This is a genomic window from Pseudomonas sp. SGAir0191, assembly GCF_002812565.2.
GTDB classification, from domain to species: domain Bacteria; phylum Pseudomonadota; class Gammaproteobacteria; order Pseudomonadales; family Pseudomonadaceae; genus Aquipseudomonas; species Aquipseudomonas parafulva_B.
In genome coordinates, this window is sequence record NZ_CP025035.2 from 3,978,747 (window position 1) to 3,998,382 (window position 19,636).

Genomic DNA, 19,636 nt, shown 5'->3' on the forward strand with positions numbered 1-19,636 from the left:
ATGAGCAAAGTCGACTTCTACATACTGCCCACCGATTCGCTGGAGGCGCGCCTGGATTTCGCCTGCAAGCTGTGCGACAAAGCCTGGCGGCTGGGCCATCGCGTCTACCTGCATTGCCAGGATGACGATCAGCGTGCCGCCTTGGATAAGCGTTTGTGGGCATTCAGGGGCGAAGCCTTCGTGCCCCATGACCTGGCCGAAGACCACGCCGATGCGCGCGTGGCGCTTGGTGTCGGGGATCATGCACAGGGGCACCAGGACTTGTTGATCAACCTGGGCGCCAATGTTCCCGGTTTTGTCAGCCAGTTCGAGCGGGTTGCCGAGATCGTGGTTGAAGAGGCCGCCATCCGCCAATCGGCGCGTGAGCGATTCCGTTTCTACCGTGAACAAGGCTATGCTCTGCAAGACCACCGCTTACAGCGATTTTGATAACGATGGACAAGCACGCTCCCCTGCCCGGCTCCACCCACCTGCTCGACGACCTCGAGTCGATTCGCCAACTGCTTGGCGATGCCGACCTGCAACCGCCTTTGCTCACCGACACGGTGGAACAGGCGCCTGCGCCCGTTGACAGCGCTGCCGACCCGGCTGCCAGCGACAACCCCCTTGATGACCCGCAAGCACGTCGCCAGGACACCCTGCTGCACCTTGAAAGCGAACTGCGCGCTGCAGCGCAGATGATCATGCAGGATGTGATCAACGACTTTACCCCGCACATCGAAAACGAGATCAAGCGTCGCCTCGATGCGCGCATCGAGCGGTTGATCAAGCGTTCGGAGTGAAGGGGCTGCTGAGCACCTGGCCTTTAAACCCCTGCAAGCTACGCCCCTCTGGTAGGAGCGGCCTCGTGCCGCGATGGGCCGCGCAGCGGCCCCATTTTATATGTTGTGATTCAAATACTGGGGCCGCTTCGCGGCCCATCGCGGCACGAGGCCGCTCTTACGCGCCAATCGCTAACGCCAACTGCGATGAAGACCGCTTGCCCACCCAGCAGCCGCTTGTCGCCTGCGCCCTTCGGCTTGGTTATACTTCCCGGCTTTCCCGAATAAATGCACAGGGTCCCGCCGCGCATGGATAAGACCTACCAGCCGCACGCCATCGAAACTTCCTGGTACAACACCTGGGAAGCCGAGAACTATTTCGCCCCACAAGGTGCAGGCGAGTCCTACACCATCATGATCCCGCCACCGAACGTGACCGGCAGCCTGCACATGGGTCATGGCTTCAACAACGCGATCATGGACGCCCTGATCCGCTTCCGTCGCATGCAGGGTCGCGACACCCTCTGGCAGCCGGGTACCGACCACGCGGGCATCGCCACGCAGATGCTGGTCGAGCGTCAGCTCGAAGCCAAGGGCCTGAACCGTCATGACCTGGGCCGCGAACAGTTCCTGGAAAAAATCTGGGAGTGGAAGGACCAGTCGGGCGGCAACATCAGCCGGCAGATTCGTCGCCTTGGCTCCTCCGTGGACTGGAGCCGCGAGCGCTTCACCATGGACGATGGCCTGTCCGAAGCGGTCAAGGAAGCGTTCGTGCGCCTGCACGAAGACGGCCTGATCTACCGGGGCAAGCGCCTGGTCAACTGGGACACCAAGCTGCACACCGCCATTTCCGACCTGGAAGTGGAAAGCCACGACGAGAAAGGCCACCTGTGGAACCTGCGCTACCCGCTGGCCGACGGTGCCACCACCGCCGAGGGGCTGGATTACCTGGTGGTCGCCACCACGCGTCCGGAAACCTTGCTGGGTGACGCTGCCGTCGCGGTTAACCCCACCGACGAACGCTACCAGGCCCTGATCGGCAAGTTCGTCGAGTTGCCGCTGGTTGGCCGTCGCATCCCCATCGTCGCCGATGACTACTGCGACCCTGAGTTCGGCACCGGTTGCGTCAAGATCACCCCGGCCCACGACTTCAACGACTATGAAGTCGGCAAGCGTCACAACCTGCCGCTGCTGAACATTTTCGACAAGAATGCCGTGGTGCTGCCAGCGGTCCAGGCGTTCAACCTCGATGGTTCGCTCAATGACCAGGTAGACACCGCCCTGCCGTCCCAGTACGCCGGCCTGGATCGCTTCGTTGCACGCAAGCAGATCGTTGCCGACCTGGAAGCCCAGGGCCTGCTGGTCGGCATCGACGACCATGCCTTGAAAGTGCCCAAGGGTGACCGCTCGGGCACCATCATCGAACCGTGGCTGACCGACCAGTGGTACGTTTCCACCAAGCCATTGGCCGAGCCTGCCATCGCTGCGGTCGAAGATGGTCGTATCCAGTTCGTGCCCAAACAGTACGAGAACATGTACTTCTCCTGGATGCGCGACATCCAGGACTGGTGCATCAGCCGTCAGCTTTGGTGGGGCCATCGCATCCCGGCCTGGTACGACGAGGCGGGCCGGGTCTACGTCGGGCGCAACGAAGAGGAAGTGCGCAGCAAGCACGGCCTCGGCGCGGACGTGAACCTGCGCCAGGATGACGACGTACTCGATACCTGGTTCAGCTCGGGCCTGTGGACCTTCTCGACCCTGGGCTGGCCGGAGCAAACCGAGTTCCTCAAGAAATTCCACTCCACCGATGTACTGGTGACCGGGTTCGACATCATCTTCTTCTGGGTTGCGCGCATGATCATGTTGACCATGCACCTGATCAAGAACGAGGACGGCACGCCCCAGGTTCCGTTCAAGACCGTGTACGTGCACGGCCTGGTGCGTGACGGCCAGGGCCAGAAGATGTCCAAGTCCAAGGGCAACGTGCTGGACCCGCTGGACATCGTCGACGGCATCACCCTCGATGCCCTGCTGGAAAAACGCACCAGCGGCATGATGCAGCCCAAGCTGGCCGAGAAGATCGCCAAGCAGACCAAGGCCGAGTTCCCCGAGGGCATTGCCAGCTACGGCACCGACGCCCTGCGCTTCACGTTCTGCTCCTTGGCCTCGACCGGTCGCGACATCAAGTTCGACATGGGCCGCGTCGAAGGCTACCGCAACTTCTGCAACAAGATCTGGAACGCCGCCCGCTACGTGCTGGACAAGGGTGAGGACTGCGGCCAGAACGGCGAAGCCTACGAGCTGTCGCTGGCCGACCGCTGGATCATCTCGCAGCTGCAGCGCACCGAAGCCGAAGTGACCCGTCAGCTTGAGCAGTTCCGCTTCGACCTGGCCAGCCAGGCGCTGTACGAATTCATCTGGAACCAGTACTGCGACTGGTACCTGGAGCTTTCCAAGCCGGTGTTGTGGGACGAGCAGGCCCCTGTGGAGCGCGCCCGTGGCACGCGCCGTACCTTGGTTCGCGTGCTGGAAGTGGCATTGCGCCTGGCCCACCCGTTCATGCCGTTCATCACTGAAGAGATCTGGCAGCGCATCGCGCCCCTGGCGGGCGTCGAAGGCAAGACCATCATGCTGCAGCCCTGGCCCCAGGCCAATGATGCACGCATCGACGTGGCTGCCGAAGGCGACATCGAGTGGCTCAAGGAGCTGATGGTCGGCTTGCGCAACATTCGCGCCGAAATGAACATCGGCCCTGGCAAGCCACTGCCGCTGTTCCTGAAGAACGCCAGCGCCGACGACCAGCGTCGCCTGCAGGAAAACGAAGCCTTGCTCAAGAAATTGGCCAAGGTCGAATCGTTTACCGTGCTGGGCGACAACGACGAGGCGCCATTGTCCGCCACGGCGTTGGTGGGCGACCTGCAGGTGCTGGTACCGATGGCCGGGCTGATCGACAAAAATGCCGAACTGGCCCGCCTGAACAAGGAAATCCAGCGCCTGCAAGGCGAAGTGGCGCGCGTGGGCGGCAAGCTGTCCAACGCCGCATTCGTCGACAAGGCACCGCCTGCCGTCATCGAGAAGGAACGTGCCAAGCTGGCCGAGTCCGAGCAGGCGTTGGCGAACTTCACCGAGCAGCATGCGCGGATTGCAGCGCTGTAACCTGACAATGCTGACCTGACCAGCGAGGGCTTCGCCCTCGTTTCGCGGCACAAGGCCGCTCCCACAGGAACGGCGCTGCCTTCAAGGAGCCCCACTATCCTGTGGGAGCGGCCTTGTGCCGCGAATGGGCCGCACAGCGGCCCCCTGGCCAGCACATGCAGCACCGGACCCGAGCATGACTCAAAATAAACCCACCCTGCACCCGCGCAACCGCCACCAGGGCCGCTACGACTTCCCGAGCCTGATCAAGGCCCACCCTGACCTGGCGCGCTTCACCATCACCAACCCTCACGGCAAACCCAGCATCGATTTCGCCAACCCCGAAGCCGTGCGAGTGTTCAACCGTGCCCTGCTCAAAGCCCAGTACGGGATCCAGCACTGGGACATCCCGGCCAACTACCTGTGCCCGCCGATCCCCGGTCGCGCCGACTACATTCATGTGGCCGCCGACCTGCTGGCTGCCGACAACGCAGGCCAGCCCCCCAAAGGCGCCCAGGTGCGCGTGCTCGACATCGGCGTAGGTGCCAACTGCATCTACCCGCTGCTGGGCCATAGCGATTACCGCTGGCGCTTTCTGGGCTCGGACATCGATCCCGTAGCATTGGCGTCGGCCAGGACGATCATTCAGGCCAATGGCCTGGACAAGGTCATCAACCTGCGCCAGCAGAGCAACCCTGCGCATATCCTCAGCGGCCTGCTCAAGGACGATGAGCGCTTCGATCTGACCCTGTGCAACCCGCCCTTCCATGCCTCACGCGAGGAAGCCACCCGTGGCAGCCAGCGCAAATGGAAGAACCTGGGCAAGCAGGACCCCAGGCGCAAACTGCCCGTGCTGAACTTCGGTGGCCAGAACAACGAACTGTGGTGCGAAGGCGGTGAGATCCGCTTCGTTACCCAACTGATCAACGAGAGCGTGCCCTACGCCAGCCAGACATTGTGGTTCACCAGCCTGGTATCGAAGGCCAGTAACCTGCCGGCGCTGGAGGCCGTCTTGAAAAAGACCGGCGCCGCGGCGGTGCGCGTTGTCGAAATGGGCCAAGGGCAGAAACAAAGCCGCATGCTCGCCTGGAGCTTCCATGACGATGCTGCACGCAAGGCATGGCGCGCCAAGCACATTTCACAGGCATGAAAAAACCGCGCTCGGGCAACCCGAGTGCGGTTAGGTCACCGCATCGACAATTACTTGTTGATGGCGTCGGTCAGCACTTTGGCCGGTACGAACTTGACGACTTTCTTGGCAGCGATTTCGATGGCGGCGCCAGTCGAAGGGTTGCGGCCGGTACGGGCAGGACGCTCGGAGACTTTCAGCTTGCCGATGCCTGGCAGGGTGATTTCAGCGCCGTTTTCCAGTTGGTCGGCAACGATCTGGCCCAGTTGCTCCAGAGCGTTCTTGGCGGTGGCTTTAGGCGCTGCGATCGATTCGGCGATGTCGGCAATCAGTTGGTCTTTGGTCAATGCCATGGTGGTGTTCCTTCCCTATCAAATTCGATGGTTATGCAGCGAACGACGACGTTATCGGGCCAGCCCCGACGAGATTGGAGGGCCGCGCCAATTGGGTATGTAGATACGCAAATCAGCGTTTGGTTCGACACGCCGAGCGCGTACTGCAGCAATGCGCCACAACAGGGGCGCAAGACCGCGCAAAACTACCACAGCAGCGGATAAATATCCGCTTCCGCCCCTGATTTAATGCAGGTTTTCAGGCCCTACTGATGAAAACACCGCGAATTTGAGCAAAAAACCGCCAACCTTCATTTCTGCTACGATCCGGCCACTGAATCACCGAGCGTCTGAGGTAAACTTCAGCGCTTTTGCAGCTGGCCGAGAACCCCATGCCAATCCGACATTGCATCGTTCACCTGATCGACAAAAAGCCCGATGGCAGCCCTGCCGTGCTGCACGCACGCGACGCCGAGCTGGCAGCGTCCGACGCCATCGAAAACCTGCTCGCTGACCTCAATGACAGCTACAACGCCAAGCAGGGCAAGGCCTGGGGGTTCTTTCACAGCGAGTCCGGTGCCTACCCGCTCAGTGGCTGGTTGAAGCAGTACCTGGACCAGGAGCAGGATTTCACCGCCTTCAGCCGGCTGGCCGTGGAGCACCTGCAAAAGCTGATGGAAGAATCCAATCTGTCCACCGGCGGGCACGTGCTCTTTGCGCACTACCAGCAAGGCATGACCGAGTACCTGGCCATCGCACTGCTGCACCACAGCGAAGGCGTTGCCGTGAACGCCGAACTCGATGTCATGCCCTCGCGGCACCTGGACCTGGGTCAGTTGCACTTGGCGGCGCGCATCAACCTTTCGGAATGGAAGAACAACCAGAACTCCAAGCAGTACATCTCGTTCATCAAGGGCAAGAATGGCAAGAAAGTCTCGGATTACTTCCGTGACTTCATCGGGTGTCAGGAAGGTGTAGACGGGCCGGGCGAGACGCGCACGTTGCTCAAGGCGTTCAGTGACTTCGTGGAAAGCGAGGACCTGCCCGAGGCCTCTGCCCGTGAAAAAACCCAGACGCTGGTGGACTACGCCACCACGCAGACCAAGCTGGGCGAGCCTGTGACGCTCGAAGAACTGTCCAGCCTCATCGATGAAGATCGGCCCAAGGCGTTTTACGACCATATCCGCAACAAGGACTATGGGCTGTCACCGGAGATTCCTGCCGATAAGCGCACCCTCAACCAATTCCGCCGCTTCACCGGCCGTGCCGAAGGGCTGTCGATCAGTTTCGAGGCCCATTTGCTGGGCGACAAGGTGGAGTACGACGAAGCGGCTGGCACCTTGATCATCAAGGGTCTGCCCACAACGCTCGTGGATCAGCTCAAGCGTCGCAAGGACTGACTGCACCGCATGCAGGTTCGGCGTTGTAGGAGGACACCAGTGCCTCTTTCGCCGACTTGCGCAGGCGCTTGACCAGCCTTTCCTGGCGCAAGGCTTCGCCTTTGTCCGGCCACCGCTCCACGTAGACCAGGGCCTGGGCAGGGCTGGTCTTGAAAAAGCGTGCACCCTGGCCTTTGCAGTGCGCCTCGAAGCGCCGCCGCGGGTCATCGCTGATGCCACAGTAAAGCGCGCCATTGGCCGCCCTGACCAGGTACACATACCAAGGTTTCATTACCTGATCCGGCACGTTTTCACTCACCACAACGGCTGTATCCATCATTAACTTCATGAGCCCACTCGACGAGGGCTCATCATGCTCCATTTACAGATTCGTTCACTGCTGGCCACTGCGGTACTCGCTGCAACCGCCAGCGCACAGGCTTCGACTGGCGCCCAGACCGCCGCCCGCATGCAGGAAAACTATAACGCCATCCCCACCCAGTGCGAGGGCAATGCCGTGCCGGCCCATGCCTGCTCTGGCGTCTTGCTGAGGTCCACGCGTCCATCCCCGCACTATCACACCTGGCATCATAGCCAGAACAGCAAGGACAAAGGTGGTGTTTCGTTTTCCTACCTGCGCAGTGACTTGCCGACCACTGGCCTGGCCGCCGATGGTCGCAGTGGCTTCACCTTGTATCCGCTGTTGCAGCGACCCGCCGGCTCCCTGCGCTATGAAATGCTCTGCGCATGGCCCACCGATGGCGACACATGGGAACGAGACAACCGGGGATGCGGCGACAATCGACAGACACCCGAACGTGAAGCGGCCTGCCATGAACAAGGCGTGCATACGGCCGAAGACTGGATCGCACGCTTCAGGCTGACCGGCGACTATAAGCGCCAATGCGCCTTCGACATACGCCGGGCGCGCGTACCGGAACGTGCACAAGCCTTCCACCAGACCCTGCGCGCGCAACGACTGTTTGCTGACGAGCTGCCCTTTGTCTGGAACGAGATAGTGATCGGCGCTTGGGATGAAGCCCGCGCGAGCGAGCTGCCCATCCAGTCATTCTTCTACATCGACGGGGAGTACGGTGCCCTGGAGCAAGCTCAAGCTGATCAAAAAGACTGGCACCGCACCCATGGCGGCTTCATACCCGTGATCAAGATACGGCTACCCTGGCAGGCCGGCGAGCGTGCCACGTTCACCTATCACGAGCCTGATCAGGCGGTCGCCGCCCCTTGAGCGTGCTGGTACGCCCGCAAGCCCTTGAATGCCTGGTGGCGTACTTTCGCTTGCAGCCAGGGTGTCCAGCCCAGCAGCAGCCCTGGCGCACCCAAGGCCTGGCGGGACCAGGCCCACAGGTCGAAGTTGTCTTCATGCCGGTGTATCAGCCCATCGCGGATTTCAAAACGTGCCTGGATGGTATTGACCACGCCTCGTCCGGTCTGGGCGAAGACGTAAGTGGCAATCCATTGCGCCGAACCACCGCGCTCATCGGCACGCACGTTTTCGTAGCGCAGGGAGAAATCCTTGGCGCGCTGGGTCAGCATCCGCCACATGTCGCCGGCGTCCTTGCCACGCAGCGTGCCGAAGACCGGATCACTGAACACCACGTCATCGCTGTAACAGGCGACCATGGCCTGGGCATCAAGCCGTTGGAAAGCCTGGTAGAAACGGGTGATCAACTCGCGGTTGGCATCGCTCATCAAATGGGCTTCCTGAGGGTGAAAACCGCACGATAATCTGCCTCGCCGGGTTCCGCCAGTACCACGGCGAAGCTATCAGACCTTCTCGCTGGTAACCTGCACATGCAACGCGCGCCCGGCCCCCAGGCCGAACACGATGGCCCCTGCACCGAGCACGGCAAACACCCAACCCAAAGCATTCCAGCCTCCGGTCAGGTCATGCACCAGGCCCACGGCGAACGGGCCCATCGACGCCAGCGTGTAGCCAACGCCCTGAGCCATGCTGGAGAGGTTCGCCGCCACATGCGCATCCCTTGAGCGCAGCACGATCAAGGTCAGTGCCAGGGCAAACGTGCCGCCTTGGCCCAGGCCCAGCAGCACTGCCCAGCCCCACAGCCCCGACAAGGGTGCGTAAAGGCAGCCGAACAGCCCGCACAGGGTCACCAGCATGACCACCACGATCGCCAGGCGCTGATCACGCCCACGGGTGGCCAGCCAAGGTGCTGCAAGCGAGCTGACCAGTTGCATGATCACCGACCCCGACAGCACCAGGCCCGCCTGGGTTGGGCTAAGGCCGCGGCCAATCAGAATCGAGGGCAGCCAGCCGAAGACAATGTAGGCGAGCGAGGACTGCAGCCCCATGTACAGGGTGACCTGCCATGCCAGCGGGTCACGCCAAAGGCCACGCACGCGATAGGCGACCTTGTGCACGCCATGACCGTTGCGCGCCTGAGGCAGCCATACCAGCATGGCCAGCACGGCCGGTAGCATCCAGAACCCCAGTGCCGGGGCCCAGTTGTCGCCCAACGCGTGCGCCAACGGCACGGTCGCCCCCGCCGCCATCGCCGCCCCCAGGCACAGCGCCATGGTATAGACGCCGGTCAGCGTGCCGGCATGCTGTGGAAAGTCGCGCTTGACGATACCCGGCAGCAGTACACCGATGATGCCGATACTGGCACCGGCCACCAGGCTGCCCAGAAACAGACCTGTCGTGCCCAGGACACTGCGCAGTACGATGCCCAGCGCCAAGGTCGCCAGAATGCCCAGCACCACCCGTTCGCTGCCCAGACGGCGCGCCAGCATGGGCGCGAGCGGCGCGAACAAGCCCAGGCACAGCACCGGCAATGTCGTCAGCAGGCCTGCCTGCGCTGCGCTGAGCCCCAGCCCGTCGGAAACCTGCCCCAGCACCGGCGCCATGCTCGACAACGCAGGGCGCAGGTTCAAGGCCACCAGTACCAGGCCGAGCAACAGCAGCCAGGGCTTGTGCCTGACCGGCGGCTGGCGCTGTACCTGCTCGTCGTCCGCCTCGGCGTCGATGAGCAACGGGTCGCGGTCAGGATCCACTGCGGGGGTTTTGGGCGTTCTAGGTTCAGGCATTGGTAACTCGTGTCAGAAGGCGAGCAAGATCAGGTGCGTCGCCTGGTCCGCACTCGTGGTTCGATAACCTTGAAAAAGACATTCGCCATGACCCTTGCGGGACATGGCGAACGCAACGGCGTCAGACCAGGGCGTCGAGCAACGCCTGATTCATTTCAGAAGTGCCAATGGTGATGCGCAGGAACTGATCGATCCGCGCCTGCTTGAAGTGACGCACGATCACCCCTTGCTCGCGTAGCCGGGCCGCGAGGGCGGCGGCATCGTGTTGGGGATGGCGGGCGAAGACGAAGTTGGCTGCCGATGGCAGCACCTCGAAGCCACGCGCTTGCAACTCGCCCACCAGCGCTTCGCGACTGTCGATCACTTTCTGGCAGGTCTGCTGGAAATAAGCGCGATCGGCGAATGCCGCTGCCGCACCGACGATGGCGGCGCGGTCCAGCGGGTAGGAGTTGAAACTGTTCTTGATCCGCTCCAGCGCCTCGATCAGGTCCGGATGACCTACCGCCAGGCCCACCCGCAGGCCGGCCAGGGAGCGCGATTTCGACAGGGTCTGGGTGACCAGCAAATTGTCGTAACGGCCTACCAGGCTGATCGCCGTCTGACCGCCGAAATCGATATAGGCCTCATCGACGACCACCACCGAATCCGGGTTCTGCTGCAACAGTTGCTCGATGGCCTGCAACGGCATCAGGCAGCCAGTCGGCGCATTGGGATTGGGGAAAATGATGCCGGCATTGGGCTTGCGGTAATCCTCGACGCGAATCTGGAACTGCTCGTCCAGAGGCACCTGCTCGTAGGCAATACCGTACAGCCCGCAATACACAGGATAGAAGCTGTAGCTGATGTCTGGGAACAGCAGAGGTGCATCGTGCTGGAACAGGCCATGGAAGATGTGCGCCAGCACCTCGTCCGAGCCGTTGCCGACAAACACCTGGGCAGCGGTGATGCCGTAGTAGTCCGCTACCGCCTGCTTCAGGTGATCGCCATTGGGATCAGGGTAAAGGCGCAGGCTGTCGTTGATTTCACCGCGCATGGCTTCGAGCGCCTTGGGCGACGGGCCATAGGGGTTCTCGTTGGTGTTCAGCTTGACCAGGCGGGCAAGCTTGGGTTGCTCACCAGGGACATAGGGCACCAGCGCCTTGACGAAAGGGCTCCAGAATCGACTCATGTTCAGTTCCCCTTCTCGGTAGTCAGAATGCGGTATTCGGCGCTGCGCGCGTGGGCGGTCAGCGACTCGCCGCGGGCCAGCACGGAGGCCGTGCGCCCCAGTTCGGAAGCGCCCTGCTCCGAACAGAAGATGATCGATGAACGTTTCTGGAAGTCATAGACCCCCAGCGGCGACGAGAAGCGTGCAGTCCCGGAGGTGGGCAATACATGGTTCGGGCCCGCGCAGTAGTCACCCAGCGCCTCGCTGGTGTGACGCCCCATGAAGATGGCGCCGGCATGACGGATGTGCGGCAGCCACGCCTGTGGATCTGCCACTGACAACTCGAGGTGCTCAGGCGCGATACGGTTGGCCACCTCGATGGCCTGCTGCATGTCGCGCACCTGGATCAATGCACCCCGCCCATTGACCGACTTCTCGATGATGTCGGCCCGCTCCATGGTCGGCAGCAGCTTGTCGATGCTCGCCGCGACGCGGTCGAGGAAAGCGGCGTCCGGGCTTACCAGGATGGCCTGGGCGTCCTCGTCGTGCTCGGCCTGGGAGAACAGGTCCATGGCGATCCAGTCAGGATCGGTCTGGCCGTCACACACTACCAGGATCTCGGAGGGGCCGGCGATCATGTCGATCCCGACCTGCCCGAACACATGACGCTTGGCCGTGGCGACATAGATGTTGCCCGGGCCGACGATCTTGTCGACCTTGGGTACGTTGGCAGTGCCATAGGCCAGGGCAGCCACCGCCTGGGCGCCACCGACGGTGAACACGCGATCGACACCGGCGATACAGGCCGCGGCCAGCACCAGTTCGTTGACCTCGCCACGCGGTGTGGGCACCACCATGACCACCTCGCCCACACCCGCCACCTTGGCTGGAATGGCGTTCATCAGCACGGATGAGGGGTAGGACGCCTTGCCGCCAGGTACGTACAACCCGGCGCGATCCAGCGGGGTAACCTTCTGGCCCAGCACCGTTCCATCGGCTTCGGTGTACTGCCAGGAGTCCTGTTTTTGCCGCTCGTGGTAAAGACGCACGCGCTGGGCGGCTTTTTCAAGGGCCGCACGCTGGGTGTCGGTGATGCGGGTCAGTGCGAGCTCAAGCCGCTGACGATCGAGGATCAAGTCCTGGATGGAGTCGGCTTGCAGGCCATCGAAGCGCTGGGTGAACTCTACCAGGGCGGCGTCGCCGCGCTCGCGCACAGCCTTGATGATGTCGAGCACGCGCTGGTTGACCGCCTCATCGGACACACTCTCCCAGCTCAGCAGGTGATCCAGATGTCGGGCGAAGTCCGGGTCAGCAGCGTTGAGACGGGCAATTGCAGTGGACACGGTCATGGCGAGGGCCTCGGTTGATAGCGAATGCTCAGGCGCCCTAGGCTACCAGTCCATCCGCGCGGGCACCTGAGAAAAGTGGCTATGACGCGGATAGACGGGCGCGACAGCGAAGGTCGCGCGCAGAAGTCAGCCGCGGTGTCGCGATTCGACCGCTTTGCGCAGGGTGTCGATCAGGCTTTGGATGCGGGCGTGCTGCATTTTCATGGAGGCCTTGTTGACCACCAGGCGGGAACTGATGTCGGCGATCATCTCCTGGGGTTCCAGGCCGTTGGCGCGCAAGGTGTTACCGGTATCGACCACGTCGATGATCTTGTCGGCCAGGTTGATCAGCGGCGCCAGCTCCATGGAACCGTACAGCTTGATGATGTCGACTTGGCGGCCTTGCTCGGCATAGTAACGTTTGGCCACGTTGACGAACTTGGTGGCCACCCGCAGACGCCCCTTGGGCTCTGGCGCACCGACCACCCCGGCCGTCATCAGCTTGCAGCGGGCAATCTGCAGGTCCAGCGGTTCGTAGAGACCTTGGCCGCCGTACTCCATCAGCACGTCCTTGCCAGCCACGCCCAGGTCGGCGGCGCCATGCTCGACATAGGTCGGCACGTCGGTGGCACGCACGATCAGCAAGCGCACGTCGTCCTGCGTGGTGGGAATGATCAGCTTGCGGCTCTTGTCCGGGTTCTCGGTGGGTGCGATACCGGCTTCGGCCAGCAACGGCAGGGTATCGTCGAGAATTCGGCCTTTGGAAAGCGCGATGGTCAGCATTGGAACGTCAGTCCTTAAGCGGCTACTGCTGGCAGGTCAACGACCTGGCGGCATTCAATTCATGAGGCGCAGGCAGGGCAAGCGAGGCTGCAAGCCTTCCTACACTGCGCCAACGGGCTCCTAGCCCGGAACGCGACGGATCTTCGCGCCCAGCATCTGCAGTTTTTCCTCGATGCACTCGTAACCACGGTCGATGTGGTAGATGCGATCGATCAGGGTGTCGCCCTCGGCAACCAGGGCCGACAGTACCAGACTGGCCGATGCGCGCAAGTCGGTGGCCATGACCGGGGCGCCCTTGAGCGCATTGACGCCAGTGACGATGGCCGTGTTGCCCTCGACCTGGATCTGCGCGCCCATACGGTGCATTTCATACACGTGCATGAAGCGGTTTTCGAAGATCGTCTCGATGACAGCGCCAGTGCCTTCGGCGATGGCGTTGAGCGAGATGAACTGCGCCTGCATGTCGGTCGGGAACGCAGGATAGGGCGCGGTGCGCAGGTTGACAGCCTTGGGCCGCTTGCCGTGCATGTCCAGCTCGATCCAGTCCGCGCCGGTGTTGATATCGGCACCGGCTTCCTTGAGTTTTTCCAGTACGGCTTCAAGGATGGTTGGATCGGTGTCCTTGACCTTGACGCGGCCACCGGTCACGGCAGCGGCGACCAGGTAGGTACCGGTCTCGATACGGTCGGGCATGACCCTGTAGTTGGCCGAACCCAAACGCTCCACGCCATCGATGGTGATGGTGTCGGTGCCCGCGCCCTGCACGTTACCGCCCATGGCATTGATGAAGTTGGCCAAGTCGACCACTTCAGGCTCGCGCGCCGCGTTCTGCAACACGCTGCGGCCTTTGGCCAGGGCTGCGGCCATCATGATGTTCTCGGTACCGGTCACGCTGACGGTATCGAAGAAGAAGTGCGCGCCGCGCAGCCCGCCTTCAGGCGCCTTGGCCTTGATGTAGCCGGCCTCGACTTCGATGGTTGCGCCCATGGCTTCCAGGCCGCGGATGTGCAGGTCGACCGGGCGTGAGCCAATGGCGCAACCGCCGGGCAAGGCCACTTCGGCTTCACCGAAGCGGGCGACCATGGGGCCGAGCACCAGGATCGAGGCACGCATGGTCTTGACCAGTTCATACGGCGCGACCAGGGTCTTGATGCTGCGCGGGTCGATTTCCACAGCCAGCTTTTCGTCGATCACAGGCTCGATGCCCATGCGCCCGAACAGCTCGATCATGGTAGTGATGTCGTGCAGGTGCGGCAGGTTGCCTACGGTGACCGGGCCATCGGCCAGCAAGGTGGCGGCCAGGATCGGCAGGGCGGCGTTTTTCGCACCCGAAATGCGGATCTCGCCGTCAAGACGAGCGCCACCAGTGATAATCAGTTTGTCCATTTGGAATCTCGCCGCCTTGTGGCTCAGGTGCGCTCAGCCCAAGCTGCGCTGCTGAAAAATTTCATGGTTACCGCATGAATGCTGCCATTGGCGATCCATGGATTGAGGTGGGCGTAGATCGCCTGCTGACGCTTGACCGGGCTAAGGCCAGCCAGCTCGTCGCTGATCACGTTCAACTGGAAGTTGCAGCCTTCGCCTTCAACTTCGACCCGGGAACCCGGCAATTTTTCTTCAAGGAAGCTTTTAACTTCTAGGGCCTGCATGCTCAACCTCAATCGGCGCCCGATGCGCACGGGTCGGCCATCATACAAAAAAGCCCCTCGCCTGCGAAGCCCAACGAAGGGGTTCACTGACCGAGGGGCGATTCTACCGCTAGCGCTTCAGCTCGCCAGCACCTCGTCGAGGTCATAAACCTGGGCGATGTCGCGCATGTCATCAGGCATGCCACGCACCTGGCAACGCTTGCCAGCGGCCTGGGCGTCGCGCAGGAAAGCCAGCAACAGCGACAGGCCCACGCTCGTGGAGTGCTCGACAGCCGTGCAATCGATGATCAGCTGCGCGTCACCGCTGGCCTTGATCAGCGCCTGGCCCTGCTTGCGCAGTGCAGGGCCACTGCGGTAGTCCAGCACGCCGGCCAGGCGCAGTACGCCAGGCTCGGCCATGCTTGCGGTGGCGGCCTGGCTCATTTGACAGCCTTTTCCGGCGAGCTGTCGGCGCTCTGCTTGGCCTTGGCCACTTCGCCGGCCCAGCCGTCGATGGTCTTGTCCAGGTCGTTGCCGTTGCGCTGCATGGCATCGGCGAACTGGTCACGGAACAGCTTGCCGATGTTGATGCCGTTGACAATCACATTGCGGACCTTCCACTCGCCAGCGATGTTCTGCAACGTGTACTGCACCGGGTATACCGCGCCGTTGTTGCCGGTGACCTTCATGCCAACGCTGGCACGCTTGCCATCATCGGCCTTGGCCGGGTCGACCACGATTCCTTCGTTGTTGTATTCGAGCAGGGCATTGCCGTAGAACTGCAGCAGGCTGCGCTTGAAGTTTTCCTGGAAACGCTGCATCTGCTCAGGCGTGGCCTTGCGCGAATACTTGACGGTCATGATGCTCCTGGAGATACCGTCGGCATCGACCACCGGACCGAGAATCCGATTGAGCGACTCGTAGAACGCATTGGGGTTGGCCTTGTACTGCTGCTTGTTGGCCTTCAGATCACTCAACAGCTCGTTGGTGGTGCTCTGGATTACATCGTGGGGCGATTGTGCCGCCACGGCCAGCAAGGGGAAAGCCGCCAGCAGAACCAGCAGGCCACGTCGCAGAATCGATATCATGGAAACTCCTCAGTTGTCCGGTTGCGCGTCTCTGGGTTCCTTGCCAACGGAGTTGAGCAGGAACTTGCCAATCAGGTCTTCGAGTACCAGCGACGACTGGGTGTCGTGAATGGTCGCACCCTCCTTGAGTACGTCTTCCTCACCGCCCACGCTGATACCGATGTATTTCTCGCCAAGCAGCCCGGCCGTCAGGATCGACGCCGTGGAGTCGGTCGGCAGGTTATCCACCGACTTGTCCAGTTGCAGCGTCACCCGACCGGTGTACGAATCACGGTCCAGGTCGATGGCGGTGACCTTGCCGATGGTAACCCCGGCCATGGTCACCTTGGCTCTGACAGTCAAACCGGCGATATTGTCGAAGTAGGCATAAACTTTGTACGTATCGGTGGCCGGGCTGGCCGATAGGCCACTGACACGCAGGGCCAGCATCAGCAACGCCAGAATGCCGGCCAGGAGGAACAGGCCGACACCGATTTCCAGGGTGCGGTTTTGCATCAGAAATCTCCAAACATCAAAGCGGTCAGAATAAAGTCCAGACCCAGTACAGCCAGCGAGGCATAGACCACGGTCTTGGTAGTGGCACGGCTGATCCCTTCGGACGTGGGCTCGCAGTCGTACCCTTGGAACACGGCAATCCAGGTGGTAACGAAGGCGAACACCAGGCTCTTGATCAGCCCGTTGAGCACATCGTCGGTGAAGGAGACACTGTTCTGCATGTTGGCCCAGAAAGACCCCTCGTAGACGCCCAGCCAGTCGACCGCCACCCACGAGCCACCCCAGATACCGACCACGCTGAAGATCAGCGCCAGCAACGGCAGCGAGATGAACCCTGCCCATAGGCGCGGCGCAACAATGTATTTGAGGGGGTCGACGCCGATCATCTCGAGGCTGGAAAGCTGCTCGGTTGACTTCATGTTGCCGATCTCGGCCGTCAGGGCAGAACCGGCCCGGCCTGCGAACAGCAAGGCGGTGACGACCGGGCCCAGTTCGCGCAGCAGGGTCAGGGCGACCATCTGCCCTACCGCCTGCTCGGAGCCGTACTTGGTAAGGATGCTGTAGCCCTGCAGGGCCAGCACCATGCCGATGAACATGCCCGAGACCACCACGATGGCCAAGGACAGCACACCCACCGAATACAGTTGGCGAGTGAGCAACTGAAAGCCGCCGCCGATGCCGCCGCGCCCGACCAGCGCATGGAACAGAAACAGGCAGGACCGCCCCAGCACCGCCAGCACGTCAATGGCCGAGCGCCCCAGCAGGCGCACACGTTCAAGAATGGATTTCTGACGCATCAGCGCGCCCCCAGCAGGTCGGCGCGGTAATCGGGCGCAGGGAAATGGAACGGCACGGGGCCATCGGGATCGCCTTTCATGAACTGGCGAATGCGCGGGTTATCCGAACCCATCAATTCGTCCGGGGTACCTTGCCCCAGCACCTGGCCATCGCCCACTACATAGATGTAGTCGGCGATGCTGGCAGTTTCTGCCAGGTCATGGGACACCACGATGCTGGTAATGCCCAGAGCATCGTTGAGCAGGCGGATCAGGCGCACCAGCACGCCCATGGCGATCGGGTCCTGGCCCACGAAGGGCTCGTCGTACATGAGGATCTGCGGGTCCAGTGCGATGGCCCGGGCCAGGGCCACGCGCCGCTTCATGCCGCCGGACAGTTCGTCCGGCATCAGGTCGATGGCGCCGCGCAAGCCCACTGCCTGCAGTTTCATCAGCACGATGTCGCGAATCATCTCGTCTGGCAGTTGGGTGTGCACGCGCAGGGGGAACGCCACGTTCTCGAAGACATCGAGGTCGGTGAACAGGGCGCCGCTCTGGAACAGCACGCCCATCTGCTTGCGTGCATCGAACAGGTCACTGCGTGAAAGCGCCGGCAGGTTCTGCCCGGCCACCCACACTTCCCCGCTTGCAGGGCGCAGTTGCGCACCCATCAGACGAAGCAACGTGGTCTTGCCGCAACCCGATGGCCCCATGATGCCGGTGACCTTGCCGCGTGGGATACGGATGTCGACATTGTTGAAAATGCTGCGTGAACCGCGTTTGAAGGTAACCCCCTTCAACTCGACCGCGCAGGCGCTATCCACACTCATCTAGACTCCTTGCTAGTGCAGCCCTGTCCTAGTGGACGTCAGCCTTCATCGGGAAGGCACACGCCCCGGGCCAGGCCGAATAGCCGCGAACTATAACACCGCTCTGAACGCCGCCCCAAGGCCGTACCGCCCGCTGTTCAGCTAGTCGACAGCGTTTGGGGATATTGCCTACGACAATCGAAAGCGTGAGGGTTTCAATCATTACCGCTATAATCGCCGCCTTTTTATCAGACACTGCTTTTTCGACATGAGCCAATCCAGCGAGCTGATCCAATCCGCCCAGCGTACCCTGCGCCTGGAACTCGAGGCCGTCACGGCCCTGATCGAGCGTATCGGCGACGACTTCGTCAAGGCCTGCGAGCTGATCCTGGCCAGCAAGGGCCGGGTCGTGGTGGTCGGCATGGGCAAGTCCGGGCATATCGGCAACAAGATCGCCGCCACCCTGGCCAGCACCGGCACGCCAGCCTTCTTCGTGCACCCGGCCGAAGCCAGCCACGGCGACATGGGCATGATCACCCGCGACGACGTGATTCTCGCGCTGTCGAACTCCGGCAGCACTGCCGAAATCATCACCTTGCTACCACTGATCAAGCGCCTGGGTATCAAGCTGGTGAGCCTGACCGGCAACCCGTCCTCATCCCTGGCCCAGGCTGCCGACGTCAACCTTGACGCCAGCGTCGCCCAGGAAGCCTGCCCACTGAACCTGGCACCCACATCCTCCACCACCGCCTCGCTGGTTTTGGGGGATGCCCTTGCCATCGCCCTGCTCGAAGCACGCGGGTTCACGGCCGAAGACTTTGCGTTCTCGCACCCCGGCGGTGCGCTGGGACGCAGGCTGCTGCTAAAGGTCGAGAACGTGATGCATGCCGGCGACGACCTGCCCAGGGTCACGCGCGGCACGCTGCTCAAGGACGCCCTGCTTGAAATGTCCCGCAAAGGCCTGGGCATGACCGTGATCATCGAAAACGATGGCACCCTGGCCGGCGTCTTTACCGACGGCGACCTGCGCCGCAGCCTGGACCGCAACATCGACGTGCGCACCGCCTTGATCGAGGAGGTGATGACGGTACACGGCAAGACTGCGCGGGCTGAAATGCTGGCTGCCGAGGCACTGAAAATCATGGAAGACAACAAAATTGGCGCATTGGTGGTGGTGGACGCCCACGACCGCCCCACCGGCGCCCTGAACATGCACGATCTGCTGCGCGCTGGCGTACTGTGAGGAGCTCCACGATGAATCAGGATCTGATGCAACGCGCCAAGGCCATCAAGCTGGCGGTCTTCGACGTCGATGGCGTGCTCACCGACGGGCGCCTCTATTTTCTTGAGGACGGCAGCGAGTTCAAGACCTTCAATACCCTCGACGGGCATGGCATCAAGATGCTGATGGCGTCAGGCGTCACGACCGCGATCATCAGCGGACGCAAGACACCGGTCGTCGAGCGCAGGGCGAAGAACCTGGGTATCGCGCATCTGTATCAGGGGCGCGAGGATAAACTCGTGGTGCTCGACGGCCTGCTCGCCGAGCTGGGCCTGAGCTATGATCAGGTGGCCTACCTTGGCGACGACCTGCCGGACTTGCCAGTCATTCGTCGGGTAGCACTGGGCATGGCCGTGGCCAATGCGGCGCCGTTCGTGCGCGAACACGCCCACGGTGTGACCCAGGCCCGCGGGGGCGAAGGTGCCGCGCGCGAATTCTGCGAACTCATCATGCAGGCCCAGGGCACCCTGGATGCTGCCAACGCCAATTACCTGTAGG

The 19,636-nt window shown here is 62.2% G+C and carries 22 protein-coding genes; 8 read left to right on the forward strand and 14 right to left on the reverse strand.

The genetic code is table 11. From position 1 onward, the window contains the following. The 4 genes from CWR53_RS17815 to rlmF all read left to right on the forward strand — a co-directional run bounded on the left by CWR53_RS17815 (nucleotide 1) and on the right by rlmF (nucleotide 5,046). Nucleotides 1-429: a DNA polymerase III subunit chi gene (locus tag CWR53_RS17815; RefSeq protein WP_058604426.1), complete on the forward strand. Its 429-nt coding sequence runs from the start codon at nucleotides 1-3 to the stop codon at nucleotides 427-429. A gap of 5 nt (nucleotides 430-434) precedes the next feature. After that, nucleotides 435-782, forward strand: coding sequence for a hypothetical protein (locus tag CWR53_RS17820; protein WP_058604425.1), 348 nt, complete (start codon nucleotides 435-437; stop codon nucleotides 780-782). A gap of 288 nt (nucleotides 783-1,070) precedes the next feature. Continuing rightward, nucleotides 1,071-3,917 carry a valine--tRNA ligase gene (locus tag CWR53_RS17825; protein ID WP_100852166.1) on the forward strand — a complete coding sequence of 949 codons (2,847 nt, stop codon included), beginning with the start codon at nucleotides 1,071-1,073 and terminating at the stop codon, nucleotides 3,915-3,917. A gap of 175 nt (nucleotides 3,918-4,092) precedes the next feature. Beyond that, nucleotides 4,093-5,046: a 23S rRNA (adenine(1618)-N(6))-methyltransferase RlmF gene (gene rlmF / locus CWR53_RS17830; RefSeq protein WP_100852167.1), complete on the forward strand. Its 954-nt coding sequence runs from the start codon at nucleotides 4,093-4,095 to the stop codon at nucleotides 5,044-5,046. Nucleotides 5,047-5,096: 50 nt separating this feature from the next. Here the strand turns inward: rlmF and CWR53_RS17835 are convergent, their stop codons facing one another. Then, entirely contained in the window at nucleotides 5,097-5,378 is a 282-nt protein-coding gene (locus CWR53_RS17835) for an HU family DNA-binding protein (protein ID WP_003255106.1), read from the reverse strand. A gap of 371 nt (nucleotides 5,379-5,749) precedes the next feature. Between CWR53_RS17835 and yejK the strand changes: the two genes are divergently transcribed. After that, the gene (yejK, locus tag CWR53_RS17840) at nucleotides 5,750-6,757 is read left to right on the forward strand and encodes a nucleoid-associated protein YejK (protein WP_023533422.1); all 1,008 of its coding nucleotides are present in this window, start codon (nucleotides 5,750-5,752) and stop codon (nucleotides 6,755-6,757) included. Here the strand turns inward: yejK and CWR53_RS17845 are convergent. Continuing rightward, nucleotides 6,738-7,028: a GIY-YIG nuclease family protein gene (locus CWR53_RS17845; protein ID WP_375335471.1), complete on the reverse strand. Its 291-nt coding sequence runs from the start codon at nucleotides 7,026-7,028 to the stop codon at nucleotides 6,738-6,740. The two genes, yejK and CWR53_RS17845, sit on opposite strands and share 20 nt — an antisense overlap. Nucleotides 7,029-7,109: 81 nt before the next feature. On the opposite strand from CWR53_RS17845, the gene CWR53_RS17850 reads away from it, so the two are divergent. Further along, complete coding sequence (locus tag CWR53_RS17850) at nucleotides 7,110-7,982, forward strand: hypothetical protein (protein ID WP_100852168.1); 873 nt, start codon at nucleotides 7,110-7,112, stop codon at nucleotides 7,980-7,982. Here the strand turns inward: CWR53_RS17850 and CWR53_RS17855 are convergent. The 12 genes from CWR53_RS17855 to CWR53_RS17910 all read right to left on the reverse strand — a co-directional run bounded on the left by CWR53_RS17855 (nucleotide 7,961) and on the right by CWR53_RS17910 (nucleotide 17,877). Beyond that, nucleotides 7,961-8,446 carry a nuclear transport factor 2 family protein gene (locus CWR53_RS17855; protein WP_058604422.1) on the reverse strand — a complete coding sequence of 162 codons (486 nt, stop codon included), beginning with the start codon at nucleotides 8,444-8,446 and terminating at the stop codon, nucleotides 7,961-7,963. The genes CWR53_RS17850 and CWR53_RS17855 overlap by 22 nt on opposite strands. A gap of 75 nt (nucleotides 8,447-8,521) precedes the next feature. Beyond that, entirely contained in the window at nucleotides 8,522-9,802 is a 1,281-nt protein-coding gene (locus CWR53_RS17860; protein ID WP_058604421.1) for an MFS transporter, read from the reverse strand. Between the two features lie 121 nt (nucleotides 9,803-9,923). Beyond that, a complete protein-coding gene (hisC, locus tag CWR53_RS17865) occupies nucleotides 9,924-10,970 on the reverse strand; it encodes a histidinol-phosphate transaminase (protein ID WP_100852169.1) in 1,047 nt (348 codons plus the stop codon). A gap of 2 nt (nucleotides 10,971-10,972) precedes the next feature. Next, nucleotides 10,973-12,298 carry a histidinol dehydrogenase gene (hisD, locus tag CWR53_RS17870; protein ID WP_100852170.1) on the reverse strand — a complete coding sequence of 442 codons (1,326 nt, stop codon included), beginning with the start codon at nucleotides 12,296-12,298 and terminating at the stop codon, nucleotides 10,973-10,975. 126 nt (nucleotides 12,299-12,424) lie between these two features. Beyond that, on the reverse strand, nucleotides 12,425-13,060 hold the full coding sequence (gene hisG, locus CWR53_RS17875) for an ATP phosphoribosyltransferase (protein ID WP_058604418.1): 636 nt from the start codon (nucleotides 13,058-13,060) through the stop codon (nucleotides 12,425-12,427). A gap of 120 nt (nucleotides 13,061-13,180) precedes the next feature. Beyond that, nucleotides 13,181-14,446 (reverse strand): UDP-N-acetylglucosamine 1-carboxyvinyltransferase, encoded by a 1,266-nt coding sequence (murA, locus tag CWR53_RS17880; RefSeq protein WP_058604417.1) that lies wholly within the window; start codon nucleotides 14,444-14,446, stop codon nucleotides 13,181-13,183. A 23-nt stretch (nucleotides 14,447-14,469) separates the two neighbouring features. Further along, nucleotides 14,470-14,709 (reverse strand): BolA family protein, encoded by a 240-nt coding sequence (locus tag CWR53_RS17885; protein ID WP_019471361.1) that lies wholly within the window; start codon nucleotides 14,707-14,709, stop codon nucleotides 14,470-14,472. Between the two features lie 117 nt (nucleotides 14,710-14,826). After that, nucleotides 14,827-15,132 (reverse strand): lipid asymmetry maintenance protein MlaB, encoded by a 306-nt coding sequence (locus tag CWR53_RS17890; protein ID WP_100852171.1) that lies wholly within the window; start codon nucleotides 15,130-15,132, stop codon nucleotides 14,827-14,829. Then, nucleotides 15,129-15,776, reverse strand: coding sequence for a phospholipid-binding protein MlaC (locus tag CWR53_RS17895; protein WP_023533395.1), 648 nt, complete (start codon nucleotides 15,774-15,776; stop codon nucleotides 15,129-15,131). Before CWR53_RS17895 ends, CWR53_RS17890 begins: the two co-directional genes overlap by 4 nt. Nucleotides 15,777-15,785: 9 nt before the next feature. After that, nucleotides 15,786-16,271 carry an outer membrane lipid asymmetry maintenance protein MlaD gene (gene mlaD, locus CWR53_RS17900; RefSeq protein WP_023533426.1) on the reverse strand — a complete coding sequence of 162 codons (486 nt, stop codon included), beginning with the start codon at nucleotides 16,269-16,271 and terminating at the stop codon, nucleotides 15,786-15,788. Further along, on the reverse strand, nucleotides 16,271-17,068 hold the full coding sequence (mlaE, locus tag CWR53_RS17905; RefSeq protein ID WP_058604415.1) for a lipid asymmetry maintenance ABC transporter permease subunit MlaE: 798 nt from the start codon (nucleotides 17,066-17,068) through the stop codon (nucleotides 16,271-16,273). Before mlaE ends, mlaD begins: the two co-directional genes overlap by 1 nt. Further along, a complete protein-coding gene (locus tag CWR53_RS17910) occupies nucleotides 17,068-17,877 on the reverse strand; it encodes an ATP-binding cassette domain-containing protein (RefSeq protein WP_023533446.1) in 810 nt (269 codons plus the stop codon). The genes mlaE and CWR53_RS17910 overlap by 1 nt, the downstream gene beginning before the upstream one ends. Before the next feature lie 247 nt (nucleotides 17,878-18,124). Here CWR53_RS17910 and CWR53_RS17915 point away from each other — a divergent pair, with 247 nt between their 5' ends. Beyond that, nucleotides 18,125-19,099, forward strand: a complete 975-nt coding sequence (locus tag CWR53_RS17915; protein ID WP_058604414.1) for a KpsF/GutQ family sugar-phosphate isomerase — start codon at nucleotides 18,125-18,127, stop codon at nucleotides 19,097-19,099. 11 nt (nucleotides 19,100-19,110) lie between these two features. Then, nucleotides 19,111-19,635, forward strand: coding sequence for an HAD family hydrolase (locus tag CWR53_RS17920; protein WP_027913745.1), 525 nt, complete (start codon nucleotides 19,111-19,113; stop codon nucleotides 19,633-19,635). The last annotated feature ends 1 nt before the right edge of the window (nucleotide 19,636 follow it).

Bases quoted from the DNA above. Each gene is read 5' to 3' on its own strand.
- CWR53_RS17815 (WP_058604426.1), top strand. From the start codon at position 1: ATGAGCAAAGTCGACTTCTACATACTGCCCACCGATTCGCTGGAGGCG.
- hisG (WP_058604418.1), bottom strand. From the start codon at position 13,060: ATGCTGACCATCGCGCTTTCCAAAGGCCGAATTCTCGACGATACCCTG.
- hisC (WP_100852169.1), bottom strand. From the start codon at position 10,970: ATGAGTCGATTCTGGAGCCCTTTCGTCAAGGCGCTGGTGCCCTATGTC.
- CWR53_RS17920 (WP_027913745.1), top strand. From the start codon at position 19,111: ATGAATCAGGATCTGATGCAACGCGCCAAGGCCATCAAGCTGGCGGTC.
- CWR53_RS17820 (WP_058604425.1), top strand. From the start codon at position 435: ATGGACAAGCACGCTCCCCTGCCCGGCTCCACCCACCTGCTCGACGAC.
- rlmF (WP_100852167.1), top strand. From the start codon at position 4,093: ATGACTCAAAATAAACCCACCCTGCACCCGCGCAACCGCCACCAGGGC.
- CWR53_RS17850 (WP_100852168.1), top strand. From the start codon at position 7,110: ATGCTCCATTTACAGATTCGTTCACTGCTGGCCACTGCGGTACTCGCT.
- mlaD (WP_023533426.1), bottom strand. From the start codon at position 16,271: ATGCAAAACCGCACCCTGGAAATCGGTGTCGGCCTGTTCCTCCTGGCC.
- CWR53_RS17835 (WP_003255106.1), bottom strand. From the start codon at position 5,378: ATGGCATTGACCAAAGACCAACTGATTGCCGACATCGCCGAATCGATC.
- CWR53_RS17895 (WP_023533395.1), bottom strand. From the start codon at position 15,776: ATGATATCGATTCTGCGACGTGGCCTGCTGGTTCTGCTGGCGGCTTTC.
- murA (WP_058604417.1), bottom strand. From the start codon at position 14,446: ATGGACAAACTGATTATCACTGGTGGCGCTCGTCTTGACGGCGAGATC.
- mlaE (WP_058604415.1), bottom strand. From the start codon at position 17,068: ATGCGTCAGAAATCCATTCTTGAACGTGTGCGCCTGCTGGGGCGCTCG.
- yejK (WP_023533422.1), top strand. From the start codon at position 5,750: ATGCCAATCCGACATTGCATCGTTCACCTGATCGACAAAAAGCCCGAT.
- CWR53_RS17845 (WP_375335471.1), bottom strand. From the start codon at position 7,028: ATGAAACCTTGGTATGTGTACCTGGTCAGGGCGGCCAATGGCGCGCTT.
- CWR53_RS17825 (WP_100852166.1), top strand. From the start codon at position 1,071: ATGGATAAGACCTACCAGCCGCACGCCATCGAAACTTCCTGGTACAAC.
- CWR53_RS17860 (WP_058604421.1), bottom strand. From the start codon at position 9,802: ATGCCTGAACCTAGAACGCCCAAAACCCCCGCAGTGGATCCTGACCGC.
- hisD (WP_100852170.1), bottom strand. From the start codon at position 12,298: ATGACCGTGTCCACTGCAATTGCCCGTCTCAACGCTGCTGACCCGGAC.
- CWR53_RS17915 (WP_058604414.1), top strand. From the start codon at position 18,125: ATGAGCCAATCCAGCGAGCTGATCCAATCCGCCCAGCGTACCCTGCGC.
- CWR53_RS17910 (WP_023533446.1), bottom strand. From the start codon at position 17,877: ATGAGTGTGGATAGCGCCTGCGCGGTCGAGTTGAAGGGGGTTACCTTC.
- CWR53_RS17855 (WP_058604422.1), bottom strand. From the start codon at position 8,446: ATGAGCGATGCCAACCGCGAGTTGATCACCCGTTTCTACCAGGCTTTC.
- CWR53_RS17890 (WP_100852171.1), bottom strand. From the start codon at position 15,132: ATGAGCCAGGCCGCCACCGCAAGCATGGCCGAGCCTGGCGTACTGCGC.
- CWR53_RS17885 (WP_019471361.1), bottom strand. From the start codon at position 14,709: ATGCAGGCCCTAGAAGTTAAAAGCTTCCTTGAAGAAAAATTGCCGGGT.